The organism is Helicobacter pylori (assembly GCF_011140715.1).
Lineage (GTDB): Bacteria > Campylobacterota > Campylobacteria > Campylobacterales > Helicobacteraceae > Helicobacter > Helicobacter pylori_DA.
Genome location: NZ_SFZZ01000075.1, coordinates 68,356 through 82,404, shown reverse-complemented (window position 1 = coordinate 82,404; position 14,049 = coordinate 68,356). Strand labels below are relative to the sequence as shown.

The following is a 14,049-nucleotide window of genomic DNA, read 5'->3' as shown; positions in this document are numbered from 1 at the left end:
TTTATTTGGCAAATCTTTGCATGGATTTTTCCAAATGCGGCACCGCATTGAGTAATTTCTGCGTATAAGGGTGCTTTGGAGCGCTTATCACGCTATCCACATCTCCCGTTTCTACGATTTGCCCTTGATTCATTACGATGATTTTATCGCTTATATGCTCCACCACCCCTAAATCATGGCTGATAAAAATATAAGTCAGCCCCATTTCTTTTTGCAAATCCAAGAGCAAATTCAACACTTGCGCTTGAATGGACACGTCTAACGCAGACACAGGCTCATCGCAAATCACCACGCTAGGATGCAAAATGAGCGCCCTAGCAATGCCGATTCGTTGCCTTTGACCGCCTGAAAATTGGTGAGGGTAACGATCGATCCATTCTAATTTCAAGCCCACCTTTTGCATGATCTCTAGCACTTTTGTTTTGATTTCTTTTTTTGAAAAATGAGAATTTAACAGCAAGGGTTCAGCGATGATCTCGCCCACTTTCCACCGAGGGTTTAGGCTAGAATAAGGATCTTGAAAAATCATTTGCACCTTTTTGCGGTAATCAAACCAATCCTGTTTGCTAAAATGCAAATGGCGCTTGCCATTGAAATAAATCGCCCCGCTATCTTGCCTTTCAATCCCGGCTAAAATTTTCGCCGTCGTGCTTTTCCCGCAACCGCTCTCCCCCACGATGCTTAAAACTTCATTTTGTTCCACTTCAAAACTGATCCCATTGAGCGCATGAATCACTCTTTTAGGCTTGAATAACCCCCTGTCTATCGCATAGGATTTTTTCAATTCTTTAACTTCTAAGAGCTTCATCGTAACTCCTTTTGAAAACTCAAATAATCCACGGTTTCATCCACGGTTTCTAAGCGTTTTTTGCGGTATTCTTTGCCCGGTTTAGGGATCGCGCTTAAAAGAGCTTTCGTGTAAGGGTGTCTTGGATCAGCAAAAAGCTCTTTGGCGCTCGCTTGCTCCACCACATGCCCTTTATACATCACCACCACTTCATCAGCGATCTGCGCCACCACGCCTAAATCGTGGGTGATAAACAAAATAGAAGTGCCTTTTTTTTGCTGCAATTCCTTCATCAATTCTAAAATCTGCGCTTGAATGGTTACATCTAACGCCGTCGTCGGCTCATCAGCGATCAAGATTTCAGGCTCACACACCATAGCCATAGCGATCATCACCCTTTGGCGTTGCCCCCCGCTGAGATTGAAAGGGTATTCGTGGTATTTATCCCCGGCATGGGGGATGCCTACGCGCTCTAATTCATAGACCACCCTTTCTAAGCGTTCTTTTTTATTAAGGCTTGGGTGGTGGATTTTCAACACTTCATTGATTTGAAACCCCACCGTGTAGGAAGGGTTTAGACTCGTCATAGGCTCTTGAAAGATCATGCCAATTTTCTTGCCCCTGATTTCTTTTTGCATCTGTTTTTCTTTGAGTTGCAACAAATCCTGCCCTAAAAATTGAATACTCCCCCCTACAATTTGACCGGGTTTTTCAATCAACCCCAAAATAGAAAGCGAAGTGATGCTTTTCCCACTCCCGCTCTCCCCCACAATGCAGAGCGTTTGAGACTTTTTCAAGCCAAAACTCACGCCATCCACCGCTTTATTCACGCCCTTATCGGTGAAAAAATAAGTTTTTAAATCTTTAACTTCTAAAATCATGCAAGCTCCTTTTAAGAGGCGCGTTTAGGATCTAAAGCGTCCATGATGCCATCGCCTACCAGATTAAAACTCATAACCGTTAAAAAAATCATCACCCCAGGGAAAACAAGCATCCAAGGAGCGGTAGCGATGTATTGCATGGAGTTCATCAGCATCGCTCCCCATTCAGGTTTGGGAGGTTGGGCCCCAAGACCTAAGAAGCTCAGCGCGGCCGCTTCTAAAACCGTGGAAGCAAAACCCATTGTCGTTTGCACGATTAAAGGGATAATGCAATTAGGGAAAATCACCTTACACATCAAACGAAGATGCGAAGAGCCATTGATTTTAGAAGCGATCACATATTCTTTTTCTTTTTCGCCCAACACGGAACTGCGCACCAATCTTGCAAATCCAGGAATCCCTACAAACCCAATAGCGAGCATGGCGTTAGTGAGTGAAGGCCCTAACACAGCGACCACAATCACGATCAATAAAATAGAGGGCAAAGCGAACATAATGTCCATGATACGCATGATAATTGCATCTGTTTTCCCTCCAAAATACCCCGCTATCAGCCCTAATATCGTGCCAAAAAACACCGCAATCCCCATAGAAACAATCCCTATGGTTAAAGAAATCCTAGCCCCATAGATCAAGCGGCTCAAAATATCGCGCCCCAAATCATCGGTACCTAAAAGGTATTTAGCATTCCCTCCATGCTCCCATATAGGCTTTAAAAGGCGATCTTGCGCATTTTGCGCATAAGGATCATGCGGGGCCAAAAGGGGCGCAAAAATCGCGCAAACCACCAATAAAAGCACAATCCATGCCCCAACGACCGCCGCCTTATTTTTTTTGAATTGTTGGATAAATTCTCTAAAAGACTCCATTATGACAACCTTATTCTAGGATCAATAAAAGCGTATAAAACATCTACTAAAAGGTTAGCCCCAATATACATCATGGCAATAATCAAAGACATGGATTGGATAATCGGGAAATCGCGTTGGTTGAGCGCATTAACGATCCACTTACCAATCCCAGGCCATGAGAAAACCGTTTCAGTTATCATGCTTCCCCCTAAAAGCCCAGCCAGCATCAAGCCTGCGATAGTCGTTACAGGGATTAAAGCGTTACGCAAAGTGTGCACAAAAATCACCCTAAAGGAGCTGCACCCCTTAGCTTTAGCGGTGCGCACATAATCTTCTTTAGACACTTCTGCCATGCTCGCGCGAGTCATCCTCGCGATAACAGCGGTAGAAACCGTGGCTAACACGATGCTAGGCAAAATCAAGTGCTTGATCGTATCCACAAACGCCCCATAATCCCTTGCGATCAAGCTGTCTATCAAATAAAAACCTGTAGGGCCATCTAAATAATACACATCGCTCAAACGCCCAAAAACAGGCAACCACCCCAATTGCACGCTGAAGATATAAATCAGCATAAGCCCTAGCCAAAACACGGGCATAGAAATCCCGGCTAAAGCGAAAGTCATGCTGGAATAATCAAACACGCTATAGCGTTTGATCGCGGCTAACACGCCAACACTAATACCCAAAACAAGAGCCATAAACAGAGCGATCAAAGCTAATTCCACCGTAGCCGGGAAGCGTTGCCAAAACTCATGCATCACAGGCTCACCGGTCATGATAGAAGTGCCAAAATTGCCATGCAACACATTATTGATAAAGAAAAAATACTGCTCTATCAAGGGCTTATTCAAGCCAAATTGCTCTCTTAAAGCGTCAATAGCGGCTTGATTGGCCTTTTCGCCTAAAATCACTAACGCCGGATCTCCTGGCACTAAATGCACCATCATAAACACGATAATGCTCACTCCAAACAGCGTGGGGATCGCCCATAAAATACGCTTAATGATAAAACTCAGCATACAACCCCTTTCATTTTTCTAAATACACCTTAAAGAAGCGATTCACATTCACTCCAGTCGTCTTATAACCCTTAACTTTAGACAAATGCGGCACCACTGAATAAGGGTAGGCTAAAGGCACATAGGGCGCATCTTTATGGATAATTTCTTGAGCCTTTAAATAAAGGGCTTCCCTCTCCTTTTGATCCGATACTCGTTTAGCCTTTAAAAGAAGATCTGAAAAGGCGTCGCTCTTATAAAAGGAACCATTTTGAGTGGGTATAGCTGAGGCTGCTTGCTTGCTCCATAAGGTGTATAAGAAATTATCCGGATCTGCAATGTCTGCCATCCAGCCTGCAAACGCCATTTCATGCTCGCCCAGACCCGTTCTTTTCAAATAAGCCCCCCACTCATACACTTCAATTTTCACATCAATGCCAATTTTAGCTAGGCTCGCTTGTATGAACACCGCTCCTTTTGGGTTACGAGTGGAAGTGGTAAAAATGGTGGTTTTAAAGCCGTTAGGATACCCCGCTTGTTTCAATAACTCTTTAGCCTTTTCCAAATCGTATTCATAGGGTTTGATGCTGTAGTTATAACCCCATATGGTGGGCGGGAAAGGATTGACCATTTTTTGGGCAAAGCCTTCATAAATCACTTTAATGTAATCATCAACATTAATCGCATGGTTGATGGCTAAACGCACTAAAGGGTTGTTAAAATACTTTTTTTGCGTGTTCAATGAAAGCCAACTCGCCAACAACCCAGGGCTTTTATCCACCACGATATTAGGAAGTTTTTCTAACTGCTCCACTTCATTGAGGTTAGGCCCGGTCATGAGCATAATCTCACCGGTGCGCAGCGCCAAAGCGCGAGTGGAAGAATTAGGAATGGTGCGCACCACCACCTTATCCAAATAAGCTTTAGGCCCCCAATAATCCTGATTTTTTAGAAGAATGATTTTTTCATCTTTATTCCACAAAAAGAATTTGAAAGGCCCTGTCCCAACAGGTTTTTTGGCTAACTCGTCTTTTTTATTATTTTGTTCTAAATAATCAGCGTAATCCTTACTCAAAATGCTCAAAAAGTCCATGCCTAAATTGGCTAAAAACGGGGCTTCTGGCTCATTAAGCGTGAATCTAATGGTATAGTCATCTAAAGCTTCAATGCTCTTGATAATATGAGACATGCCCATGCCTTCCCAGTATTTATAGCTTTTAGCCCCTGGGCTATAGTATCGTTTAGCCTTATCCATCTGGCGCTCAAACGAAAACAGCACATCTTTAGCGCTAAACTCTACTTTTTTATTCCAATACTTCGTCTGGTGGAAATAAACCCCTTTGCGTAAATGAAAGGTATATACAAGACCATCTGGGGATATTTCCCAGCTTGTCGCTAAGGCGGGTTCAATTTCTGTGGTGCCGTATTTGAATTGCACGAGCGTGTCATAAATATTGCCCGTTGCCACATAGCTTTCGCCATCAGTTACTAAGGCAGGATCCATGCTTGAGCCATCAGCGCCTCTTGCAAAAACCAAAACGCCTCCAAAACGCTTTTGCTCTTCAACAGAAATATTTTCTTTAGATGGATTAAGAGTGGCGTTTGGGCTTTCTGATGCTTTCAAAAAGAACCCAAACAAAAAAAGAAAAAAAAACAAACCCTTAACAAAAACATTATTCATAAACTAGCCTCCACAACATATTCTACAAAGAGTAGAGAACTAAATTATAAATACTTTATCGCATTTATAGGTGCTTAATGAACACCTAAAACTTAATTTATTCTAAAAAGGTTACCCTACTCCCCAAAATTTTGACTAACCACAGAAACCTTTTTGCGGTTTCTGTCTTTATGCTCAAACTTCACAACGCCATCTATGAGCGCGTATAAGGTATGGTCTTTCCCCATGCCCACATTATTACCAGGATGCATTTTAGTGCCTCTTTGGCGCACGATAATATTCCCTGCTCTCACAAATTCTGAGCCAAATTTTTTCACGCCTAAGCGTCTTCCTGCAGAATCTCTGTTATTCTGTGTGCTCCCTTGACCTTTCTTGTGTGCCATTGTTTAATACTCCTTTATGCTACAATTTTAGTGATTCTCACACGAGTGAAATCTCTTCTAAAACCACGCTTGGTTTTGCTGTCTTTTCGGCGGCGTTTTTTGAAAGTGATGACTTTTTTGCCACGCCCTTCATTGATCACTTCCGCTTCAATTTTAGCCCCATTCACAAAGGGTTTCCCGCAAGAGAGCTTGCCCTCTTTGGATACGGCTAACACTTCCACTAATTCCACTAAAGCCTTAGGCTCTTTATCCATTTTATCCAGTAAAACAATATCGCCTTCAACGACTTTATACTGCTTACCGCCATGTTTGAATATTGCGTATGACATTTCTATTCCTTAAAAATTGAACGCTCTTTTTAAAATAAACGCTTATTATAGTGAGTATTTGCTAAAATTTAACTTTAAATTGAGATTAAATCCACATTAAAAGAATTTTTTTACTCAAAAACACCCCATTTAACCCACCATTATTAACCCGCATTGCCCCACTCAAACCACTTACAATTGCTATTAACTTGTTTTGGAATACTTTTAGCTTGTTTGTTAAAAAACCAATAAGGATTTGATCATGCGCGTTACCTTTGGCTCTAAATACAACCAAATGAATCACTACCAAAACGCTTTACAAAATAAAATCAACGACGCTAACACGCAGATCGCTTCAGGGCTAAAAATCCGTTATGGTTATCAAAACAGCGACATTAATAACCAGAATTTAAAATTCCAATACGAAGAAAACACCTTGGATCAAGGCATTGATGTGGCTCAAAACGCTTACACTTCAACGCTCAATACCGACAAAGCCTTGCAAGAATTTTCTAAAACGATGGAGGCGTTTAAAACCAAACTCATCCAATCCGCTAACGATGTGCATTCAGAAACTTCTCGCGCCGCTATCGCTAACGATTTAGAACGCTTGAGGGAGCATATGATAAATGTCGCTAACACCTCCATAGGGGGGGAATTTTTATTTGGGGGCAGTAAGGTGGATAGACCTCCCATTGATAGTAATGGGAAATACCATGGCAATGGTGAAGATTTAAACGCGCTTATTAGCTCTGATAACCTTGTGCCTTATAATATCAGCGGGCAAGATTTGTTTTTAGGCACAGATAAAGACAAACACAAGCTCATCACCACCAACATTAAATTATTCAATCAAAACAAGCTCCACCCTGATGTGATGGACGCTTTAGAGCATTCTTCATTGCCTGAAGAAGTTTTTATTAAACCCGGTGATACCTTGCGAGAACTCATCGGCGATAACGATAAAGACCCCACCAACGACCCTAAAGAGTTTTTTTATTTGCAGGGCATTAGGCCTGATGGCTCCAGTTTTAAAGAAAAATTCGCGCTGGATAAAGCCTACCAGAGCAAAGAAAGTGCGACTAAAGTGAGCGATTTATTAGATAAAATCGGTCATGCTTACGGGAACACTTCGCAAAATAAAGTCGTGGATGTGAGTTTGAACAATTGGGGGCAAATTGAGATCAAAAACCTAACGCCTGGCAGTGAAAATTTGGATTTTCATTTGATTTCTAGCGATGGGGATTTTGATGATTTAGACGCCTTGCGTTCGAGCGGCAAAAGGGTTACTGAATATGTCAAAAGCGCGTTTGTAACGGATAGGAGTTTGAGCCAAGTTAAAGCGGTGCCTAGTATGTATAACCCCAAGGTGCTTGAAATCCCTAGCGTGTTTATCACTAAAGACAATGTTTTAGCCAACAAAAACACCAAATTGAGCGAGATTTTTGGCGATAAGGTGGAAACTTTAAAAATCAACGCCAGCCGTTTGGGCGATGAAAGTGCTATTCAAATCCCAAACCTCCCTGTTTATTTGGACATTCCCATTCTTTTAGACGTGAAAAACTCTACGATTAAAGATCTGAAAGATGCGATTAAAGAACGCTTTAATAATGAAGTGGATGTGGAAATTGCAACAAACGGGCGTTTGAGGATCATTGATAATTCTTCTAAAGAATCGCCTATTTCTTTGGCTTTAAGCACCCTAGATCAAAAAGGGCTAGAAGTGGCCGGTATCCCCACTAATAACGCGAGCGAATACCAAAAAACCTATTTCAATAAAGAAGGGGCAAAATTAGAAAGCAATGTCGCTCAAACCGCTCAAAATGGCGTGGCTAATGGCTCTACTAAACTGAGTGAAGTCTCTAAGGGGAGTTTAGAAAATAGCGTTTTTAACATGAAATTAAACGATGTGAATGGTTCGTTTTTAGAAGCGCAAATGAATTTGGATCCTAATGGGGCTTTTTTGAGTTTGTCTAATGGCGTTAAAATCCCGCTTTATGACCCCACAAGCGCTGATATTCAAGCGTCTAAACCCAATGAAGTAACTTACAGGCAACTTATGGATGCGATGAGTATCGCGCTCAATTACAGCAATACTGACCCTGCAATCTACCAACAAATCAGCGATAACCCTACTTCAAAAGAAAGCAAGGAGCAATTTATTGAATTGTTAAAACAAGCTAAAGACAACCTTTCTGTCAATTTGAATGAAGAGGGAAAAGTCATTATCCAAGACAACATGCACTCAAACACCAAAATGCAGTTCATGCTTTTTGATAAAGACGCGAATGATTTTTCTCAAAACGCCTTGCACAGCGACAAACCAAGCCTTAAATTAAACGCTAATAACGCTCTCATTATTGACAAGCCAAGCGTGAATTTTTTTGATCAATTAGAAAATACCATCACTTCTGTAAGAAAAGGGATTTATCGCCCGGACGCTTTAGGGGATACTTATTCTAGCGATATGCGTAATTTAGGCATTCAAAACGGCATCACCCTTATAGATCACTTGAGCGATCACATAGAAAAAATGATCGCTAAAAACGGCGCTCATGGTAAAGCGTTTGAGAACATTATCAGGCGTAATGAAGTTTTAAAAACGCAAGTTCAAAGCATTCGTGGGGAAACGACCGGCACGGATATGGCAGAAACTTATAACAAGTTTTCCAATCTCACTAACAATTATAACGCTGTTCTGGCTTCCACGAATAAAATCAATAATCTGTCTTTAACGAAATACTTGTAATCTTTTGGTGGTTTTTAAGCGTTCTAAAAAGAGATATTAAAAATGCTTTAAGCTTCTATGAAGCCCCCCTCCTTTCGCCCCTTATTTCGTGGGCAAATCGCCCACAGGACAAGCGGCCACACCCACGCTTGGGCGAGTGATTTTTTCTACATTTTCTTGAGCTTTTTTGGGGTCATTAACCCAAGTTTTATAGAACTCAAAAGGGCATTCCGCCACACCCTTATCCCCATCGCCACTAGCAAAAACCCCACTATAACCTCTGTGCAAGAGTTTGAAGAGTTGGTTTTGGCTTTGGTCGTATTTCCTCGCATCACGGATTTGTTGCACGGAAAGTTGAGCGTATTGAAGACCATTTTCTTCTTCCCCGCATTCGCCCAAAGTATGCCCGTCAAAACCAATAATGCTAGAATGCCCGAAATAGGAATACACCCCATCAAAGCCGGTCGCATTCGCTACCGCTACATAACATTGATTAGCCCACGCCATGGCTTTCACTATCGCAATTTGTTGCTCCTTAGCCGGATACATGTAACCTTGACAGCGCACAATAAGCTCTGCCCCACGCATCGCGCAATCGCGCCAAATTTCAGGGTAGTTCCCATCATCGCAAATGATCAAAGAAACTTTCAAGCCCTTAGGCCCATCAACCACATAGGTTTTATCCCCAGGATACCAGCATTCAATAGGGCACCAAGGCAAGATTTTGCGGTATTTTTGCACGATCTCACCCTTATCATTGACAAGAATCAAAGTATTATAGGGATTCTTTTTAGCTTGCTCGTGTTTTTCACCAGTCAAAGAGAACACTCCCCAAACCTTGTTTTTCTTACAAGCCTCAGCAAAGATTGCGGTTTCTTCTCCAGGAACGCTTGCGGCTGTGTCAAACATCTCTTGTCTGTCATACATGATCCCATGCGTGCTGTATTCAGGGAAAATAATCAGATCCAACCCAGGCAAACCCTGTTTGACCCCACCAATCACCTTAGCGATATTGCGACAATTTTCCAACACTTGTTCTTTAGTGTGGAGTCTAGGCATCTTATAATTAACTACCGCTACACCCACAGTATCGGGGCTGCTACTAATATCTCCATGTCTCATGTTATGTTCCTTATTTTTTTGATGAGAGTTCCTAAAAACCCTCTGTTGAATTTATAAAATAATTGTGTAAACGGATTTATAATGAATGTGAAAACTTTAATCATTATAATTATTATAGGCGAGTTTTAACTTTTTTGTTCTATTTGGTAACCTATTTCTAAAAATGAGGTTTTAGCCGCTTCTATTTTTATAGTTATTTTATTCCCACCTCCACTAAGCCGTATAAAGCATTAATGCAATAGATTTTAGCCGCTTTTTGCAAATCTTGTAATTTTAAAGGGGCATGCCCAACAAGACCCTTTTTTAACAATCCCATAACACCCGTCCCGTTTAACGCACCCGCGCTAAAATAAGGGGTTAAAAGCCTGTTATGGATTTCTAAAATAAGGTTGCTCCTAGCGCCCTCAGTGAGTTCCAAATCCTGGTTATAAAAGATTTCATCAAACATAACGCCTTTTTTAATGAGCGCTCGAGCCTTTTGATAAAAAGGGGCGTAAGTGGTCTTGTGGTATAAAAAATCATTGTGTTTGTCAATGGGGGCTTCACTCAAACGGATTTCTAGGCTTTTTAAAGGCTCTAGGGGTCTATATTCTTTAATGAGCTTTCCCTTTTTATTCAATAAAACCCTTAAAACCCCTTCTTTTTCCAATTCAAAGTCCAAAAGATTTTCATCGCATTTGAAATTAAAGTATTGGGCGCTATGCATTAAGCGTTCTTTATGGGCGTTTTTATTATTGATCTCTAATTTTTGATCCCTTTTGATAACTTTCATCGTCTCTATAATCTCAAATTCTATTTTAGGCATCACAAAAAAGGATTTTAAAAAGCTCTCTTCATATTCTTTTAGCGCTTTACTTTTATAAGTTACCCCACTCCCTACCCCCAAATGCAAAAAATCTTCGCGCGCTCTTTTTTCTAAAGTGCGGATAGGCACGCTAAAAAGGGCTTTTTTTTCTTCAACCATGCCTATCGCCCCGCAATACACCCCCCTAGGGCGTTTTTCTAGATCTTCAATGATTTGCATGGTTTTTATTTTAGGGCATCCGGTAACCGATCCGCAAGGGAACAACGCCTTAAAAATCTCAAACAAACTGGTTTTTAGGGGCAATTGAGCTTCAATCTCGCTTATCATTTGATACACGCTCGGCAAGCTGATGATTTCAAACAATTGATTGACTTTCACGCTATTTTTTAAGGCCAAGCGGCTCAAATCGTTACGCAATAAATCCACGATCATCACATTTTCGCTTCTATTTTTGTCATCATTTTGCAAAAACAATCGGTTTTTTTCATCTATCAAGGGGTTTTTTGAGCGAGCGATCGTGCCTTTCATGGGTTTTGTGATAATCTTAATCGCTGTGTCTAAAAACTCTAATTCAAAAAACAATTCCGGCGAAAAGCTTAAAACGCTCCCAAACTCATTTTCTATCAAAGCCTTAAAAGGCGTGTTTTGGTTGTGCGCTACCTCGCAAAAAACATGCTTCAGTTTGGCTTTAGTGTCTAAAAATAAATCCATTGTCAAATTCACTTGATAGGTATCGCCGTTTTTGAGATGCTCTTTAACGGCCTTAAACTGCTTGAAATAAGTTTTTTGATCTAAAGAGCTGTGGATTTTAGGGTAAAACGCATGCTCTTTTAAAGGCTCTAAAGAATATTTTTTTCTTTCTAAAAATTGTTCAAAATACAAAAAAGGGGTTTGGCTTTGAAAATTTTCATCTAAAAACGCTAATCGCGCTTCATACAAAAGATACCCCACAAAATACCCCTTCCCCCTATTTTGAGAGATGAAATCCAGGGCGTTTTTAAGCTCGTTAAGATTGGTGGCTGTGAGTTTTTTAACGCTTTTTTGATATTTAAAATCCCCAAAAATCATTTAATTTCTAGCAACCGCTTCGTATTTGTCTATCAAAAACACCGGGTTATAGCTCATTTTAGACCTTCTCAAACCCTCTAATCCTAGATCTTCTTCTCTGTTAGCGTAAGTTAGATGGCTAAATTCATTCAAAAGCAATTGTTGGTTGATGATCTGATACGCGCCTGCAATATCTGCGCGGGCTTTTTCAATGTGGATGAGCGCGCTCTCTTCGTTTAAAACTTCTCCAAAACTAAACGAGACTATTTCCCCATTAACCCTAATAAGCCCCCCTTTCACATCCAAGCTTTCATAATTTTCTAACACGCTTTGAATGCCCTTATTTTCATTGATTAACCCTATATCATCGGTTTGGCTTTCTAAAAACCACGCTTGAGAAGCTTCTAGAACTTCCTTTTTATTTTGAGGAGAAATTTTTTCATAAACAAAATTCGCATGATTGGTTAGAAACTGGTTTAAGTGGTTTTTTTTCTTATGGTATTTTTTCCCTTTTAAAGCGATCAATTCTTCAATAGAATAAACATAATCGCTCCTGTCTCGGTTGTAAGTGAAATCAAACACCCCTACAAAATTGTCTTTCAAATCGTCTTTTTGCTCTAAAGTCAGGGAGTGGAATCTTAAATTTTTTTCTAATTTCAAAAGCTCTTTCACGCATTCATGCGGCCTCTTACCGATAGGGTAGAAATAAAAGGGTTTTTGATTTTCATAAGTGGTTTGAATCACCAAACAATCCCTAATCACCGCCACTTGAATGAGCCTTGCGTGCTGCCACAAGAAACAATTGGTAAAACTCACATCCGATAAAACGATTTTTTGAGCGCTTAAAAACCTTGAAAACAAGTCCTTATGCGCTAGGGCAATTTTTTCAAACATAACAACTCTCTTTTATTTTTTTAACTCTTTGAGGGCGTTTTCTTGAAATTTTCTAGAAATCTTAAAAACCTCTGCATAAAAACCCGTAAGAATTTCTCCATTCAAATGTTTGAAGTCCCTTTGGCTGAGTCGTTTTAAAATTTCTCGCTCTCTTTTAGGGCAATAAATGGGGCTTTCTTGTTTGATGAGAGCGATTTTTAAAGCGATTTCTAAGCGTTTGTCTAAAAGATCGCTCAATTCATTATCCAACGCATCAATTTCAGCCCTTAAATTTTCTAAAAGACTATCCAAATTCTTTTGCATCTAATCAAACCCCTTTTAAGCCTTCTTCTTCTAACCGCCATAAATCTTCTAAAGCCTCTCTTTTTCTTATCACTCTGATTTTATGATCTTCTAGGGCTAATTCTAAGAGTTTGGGGCGCGAATTGTATTGACTGGCCATGCTAGAGCCATAAGCTCCAACCTTTTCTATGACTATTTTATCGCCTGGATCTAATTCTGGCAAATGGACATCTTTTAAAAAAGTGTCGCTGCTCTCGCACACAGGCCCTACCACATCGCAAGGCGAGATCTTACGCCCCTTAGAGGGCGTTATAACCCTTATGGCATGCTTAGCATGATACAAACTCGGGCGTAAAAAATCATTCATGCCCGCATCTACGATTACAAAGCGCTTGTTTTGAGCCTTTTTTTCATACAAAACCTGCGTGATCAATTCCCCACTCTCAGCCACGATGGATCGGCCCGGCTCACAAATAATGGTCAAATCCAAGCCTTGAAGCGCGTTTAAAATCCCTTGCGCGTAATCATAAAGCTTGATAGTCTCTTCATTTTCATAGCTCACGCCAATCCCTCCGCCCACATCAAAAAAACGCAAATCTATCCCTAGAGCGATCAAAGATTTAGCGATTTTAGCCACCTTTTGGCTCGCTTCTATAATCGGATCTAAATCTAAGAGCTGTGAGCCGATATGAAAATGCACGCTAACAGGCTCTAAAAACGCGCTTTTTTTAGCCCAAAGAAACATTTCTAAAGCTTCTTTTTCTCCCACGCCGAATTTATTTTCTTTCAAACCGGTAGAAATATAGGGGTGCGTTTTAGCGTCAATGTTAGGGTTGATTCGAATGGAAATCCTAGCCTTTATCCCTAAAGATTGAGCGATTGTTTCAATCGTTTTTAATTCCATAAAACTTTCTACATTCAAAAATAAAATGTTGAGTTTTAGGGCTTGTTCTATTTCAAACGCGCTCTTACCCACCCCGCTAAACACGATTTTATAAGGCTTGATCCCGGCTTTTAAAGCCCTATGTATCTCGCCTATGGAAACGCAATCCGCCCCGCTCTCTAAATGCGCCAATAAAGAGAGAATACTCAAATTGGAATTCGCCTTTAAAGCGTAGCAAATCAAAGATTTACGCCCCCTAAACGCTTCTTTATAATTCAAAAAAGCCTGTTTGATCTTGTCAAAATCATAGAGGTAAAAAGGGGTTTTGTGAGTTTGAAACAGCTCTTCATAATTAAACATGGAAAAAACCTAACCATAAAATTTGAACGAAGCATT

At 40.6% G+C, this 14,049-nt stretch carries 14 protein-coding genes; 1 reads left to right on the top strand and 13 read right to left on the bottom strand.

What is annotated here, in order from left to right:
• Position 1: 1 nt before the first annotated feature.
• From EWZ81_RS07640 to EWZ81_RS08535, 8 genes are all read right to left on the bottom strand, one after another.
• On the bottom strand, positions 2–808 hold the full coding sequence (locus EWZ81_RS07640; RefSeq protein WP_000770531.1) for an ABC transporter ATP-binding protein: 807 nt from the start codon (positions 806–808) through the stop codon (positions 2–4).
• A complete protein-coding gene (locus tag EWZ81_RS07635; RefSeq protein ID WP_165549554.1) occupies positions 805–1,668 on the bottom strand; it encodes an ABC transporter ATP-binding protein in 864 nt (287 codons plus the stop codon). Before EWZ81_RS07635 ends, EWZ81_RS07640 begins: the two co-directional genes overlap by 4 nt.
• Positions 1,669–1,679: 11 nt before the next feature.
• On the bottom strand, positions 1,680–2,537 hold the full coding sequence (locus EWZ81_RS07630; protein WP_000443363.1) for an ABC transporter permease: 858 nt from the start codon (positions 2,535–2,537) through the stop codon (positions 1,680–1,682).
• A complete protein-coding gene (locus EWZ81_RS07625) occupies positions 2,537–3,541 on the bottom strand; it encodes an ABC transporter permease (protein WP_165549553.1) in 1,005 nt (334 codons plus the stop codon). Before EWZ81_RS07625 ends, EWZ81_RS07630 begins: the two co-directional genes overlap by 1 nt.
• A gap of 10 nt (positions 3,542–3,551) precedes the next feature.
• Positions 3,552–5,201 carry an ABC transporter substrate-binding protein gene (locus tag EWZ81_RS07620; RefSeq protein ID WP_165549552.1) on the bottom strand — a complete coding sequence of 550 codons (1,650 nt, stop codon included), beginning with the start codon at positions 5,199–5,201 and terminating at the stop codon, positions 3,552–3,554.
• 116 nt (positions 5,202–5,317) lie between these two features.
• On the bottom strand, positions 5,318–5,584 hold the full coding sequence (gene rpmA / locus EWZ81_RS07615; RefSeq protein WP_000940618.1) for a 50S ribosomal protein L27: 267 nt from the start codon (positions 5,582–5,584) through the stop codon (positions 5,318–5,320).
• A gap of 14 nt (positions 5,585–5,598) precedes the next feature.
• The gene (rplU, locus tag EWZ81_RS07610; protein WP_000119318.1) at positions 5,599–5,913 is read right to left on the bottom strand and encodes a 50S ribosomal protein L21; all 315 of its coding nucleotides are present in this window, start codon (positions 5,911–5,913) and stop codon (positions 5,599–5,601) included.
• Between the two features lie 85 nt (positions 5,914–5,998).
• Positions 5,999–6,196, bottom strand: coding sequence for a hypothetical protein (locus EWZ81_RS08535; RefSeq protein WP_108340102.1), 198 nt, complete (start codon positions 6,194–6,196; stop codon positions 5,999–6,001).
• Here EWZ81_RS08535 and flgL point away from each other — a divergent pair.
• Positions 6,155–8,641, top strand: coding sequence for a flagellar hook-associated protein FlgL (gene flgL, locus EWZ81_RS07605; protein WP_165549551.1), 2,487 nt, complete (start codon positions 6,155–6,157; stop codon positions 8,639–8,641). The two genes, EWZ81_RS08535 and flgL, sit on opposite strands and share 42 nt — an antisense overlap.
• 81 nt (positions 8,642–8,722) lie before the next feature.
• Here the strand turns inward: flgL and EWZ81_RS07600 are convergent, their stop codons facing one another.
• The 5 genes from EWZ81_RS07600 to lysA all read right to left on the bottom strand — a co-directional run bounded on the left by EWZ81_RS07600 (position 8,723) and on the right by lysA (position 14,013).
• A complete protein-coding gene (locus tag EWZ81_RS07600) occupies positions 8,723–9,742 on the bottom strand; it encodes an aliphatic amidase (RefSeq protein ID WP_001215710.1) in 1,020 nt (339 codons plus the stop codon).
• A 193-nt stretch (positions 9,743–9,935) separates the two neighbouring features.
• Positions 9,936–11,615 carry a bifunctional chorismate-binding protein/class IV aminotransferase gene (locus EWZ81_RS07595; RefSeq protein ID WP_165549550.1) on the bottom strand — a complete coding sequence of 560 codons (1,680 nt, stop codon included), beginning with the start codon at positions 11,613–11,615 and terminating at the stop codon, positions 9,936–9,938.
• Positions 11,616–12,488: a DUF2156 domain-containing protein gene (locus EWZ81_RS07590; protein ID WP_165549549.1), complete on the bottom strand. Its 873-nt coding sequence runs from the start codon at positions 12,486–12,488 to the stop codon at positions 11,616–11,618.
• A gap of 12 nt (positions 12,489–12,500) precedes the next feature.
• Positions 12,501–12,791 carry a chorismate mutase gene (locus EWZ81_RS07585; protein WP_001171389.1) on the bottom strand — a complete coding sequence of 97 codons (291 nt, stop codon included), beginning with the start codon at positions 12,789–12,791 and terminating at the stop codon, positions 12,501–12,503.
• Positions 12,792–12,795: 4 nt separating this feature from the next.
• Positions 12,796–14,013 (bottom strand): diaminopimelate decarboxylase, encoded by a 1,218-nt coding sequence (lysA, locus tag EWZ81_RS07580; protein ID WP_165549548.1) that lies wholly within the window; start codon positions 14,011–14,013, stop codon positions 12,796–12,798.
• Between the last annotated feature and the right edge of the window lie 36 nt (positions 14,014–14,049).

Bases quoted from the DNA above. Each gene is read 5' to 3' on its own strand.
- EWZ81_RS07595 (WP_165549550.1), bottom strand. From the start codon at position 11,615: ATGATTTTTGGGGATTTTAAATATCAAAAAAGCGTTAAAAAACTCACA.
- EWZ81_RS07585 (WP_001171389.1), bottom strand. From the start codon at position 12,791: ATGCAAAAGAATTTGGATAGTCTTTTAGAAAATTTAAGGGCTGAAATT.
- EWZ81_RS07590 (WP_165549549.1), bottom strand. From the start codon at position 12,488: ATGTTTGAAAAAATTGCCCTAGCGCATAAGGACTTGTTTTCAAGGTTT.
- rpmA (WP_000940618.1), bottom strand. From the start codon at position 5,584: ATGGCACACAAGAAAGGTCAAGGGAGCACACAGAATAACAGAGATTCT.
- EWZ81_RS07635 (WP_165549554.1), bottom strand. From the start codon at position 1,668: ATGATTTTAGAAGTTAAAGATTTAAAAACTTATTTTTTCACCGATAAG.
- rplU (WP_000119318.1), bottom strand. From the start codon at position 5,913: ATGTCATACGCAATATTCAAACATGGCGGTAAGCAGTATAAAGTCGTT.
- EWZ81_RS07630 (WP_000443363.1), bottom strand. From the start codon at position 2,537: ATGGAGTCTTTTAGAGAATTTATCCAACAATTCAAAAAAAATAAGGCG.
- EWZ81_RS07600 (WP_001215710.1), bottom strand. From the start codon at position 9,742: ATGAGACATGGAGATATTAGTAGCAGCCCCGATACTGTGGGTGTAGCG.
- EWZ81_RS07625 (WP_165549553.1), bottom strand. From the start codon at position 3,541: ATGCTGAGTTTTATCATTAAGCGTATTTTATGGGCGATCCCCACGCTG.
- flgL (WP_165549551.1), top strand. From the start codon at position 6,155: ATGCGCGTTACCTTTGGCTCTAAATACAACCAAATGAATCACTACCAA.
- lysA (WP_165549548.1), bottom strand. From the start codon at position 14,013: ATGTTTAATTATGAAGAGCTGTTTCAAACTCACAAAACCCCTTTTTAC.
- EWZ81_RS07620 (WP_165549552.1), bottom strand. From the start codon at position 5,201: ATGAATAATGTTTTTGTTAAGGGTTTGTTTTTTTTTCTTTTTTTGTTT.
- EWZ81_RS07640 (WP_000770531.1), bottom strand. From the start codon at position 808: ATGAAGCTCTTAGAAGTTAAAGAATTGAAAAAATCCTATGCGATAGAC.